General features: G+C 54.3%; 1 protein-coding gene and 3 tRNA genes. All 4 read left to right on the forward strand.

Going from position 1 to position 698, the window contains the following annotated elements; translation table 11 throughout:
• The first annotated feature begins 212 nt into the window (after positions 1-212).
• A tRNA-Tyr gene (locus LMG28727_RS33890) sits at positions 213-298 on the forward strand.
• A 40-nt stretch (positions 299-338) separates the two neighbouring features.
• A tRNA-Gly gene (locus LMG28727_RS33895) sits at positions 339-412 on the forward strand.
• Positions 413-428: 16 nt separating this feature from the next.
• Positions 429-503: transfer RNA gene (locus LMG28727_RS33900), tRNA-Thr, on the forward strand.
• A gap of 63 nt (positions 504-566) precedes the next feature.
• A partial coding sequence (locus LMG28727_RS33905) for a GTP-binding protein (protein WP_236061810.1) occupies positions 567-698 on the forward strand: 132 nt, incomplete at its 3' end.

The following is a 698-nucleotide window of genomic DNA, read 5'->3' on the forward strand; positions in this document are numbered from 1 at the left end:
CGACTCCACGCCGATGATAGTGCGGATTGCCCGTGTGAAAGTAGGTAATCGTCAGGCTCCCCAGCATGTCCAGAAACCCCACCCCAACAAGGTGGGGTTTTTGCGTTTACGACAGAACTGCAATCACTATATAAGTGAGAGCCTATGATTCGGAACGGTCAAGCAAGTCTTGACAACAAGCGGTAGTTCCCTCATAATCATCAGTTCTCTGCGGAGGGGTGCCCGAGTGGCTAAAGGGGGCAGACTGTAAATCTGTTGGCTTACGCCTACGTTGGTTCGAATCCAACCTCCTCCACCAGAATGCAAGTTGTAGCAGTTGTTGGGAATCCATGAGTTCTGCGGGTGTAGCTCAATGGTAGAGCAGAAGCCTTCCAAGCTTACGACGAGGGTTCGATTCCCTTCACCCGCTCCAGCAACACAGAAGTAGCGCCCATGTGGCTCAGTGGTAGAGCACTCCCTTGGTAAGGGAGAGGTCGGCAGTTCGATCCTGCCCATGGGCACCAGAAGTATTCGGTGATTGTTTGCGCCCGGCGCAACGTACGGAAAAATCCTCTTAGGAGTCGAAAATGGCCAAGGGTAAGTTTGAGCGGACCAAGCCGCACGTGAACGTGGGCACGATCGGTCACGTCGACCACGGCAAGACCACGCTGACGGCGGCGATCACGACGGTTCTGACCAAGAAGTTTGGTGGCGAAGCA

It is taken from the genome of Paraburkholderia metrosideri, from assembly GCF_904848625.1.
Lineage (GTDB): Bacteria > Pseudomonadota > Gammaproteobacteria > Burkholderiales > Burkholderiaceae > Paraburkholderia > Paraburkholderia metrosideri.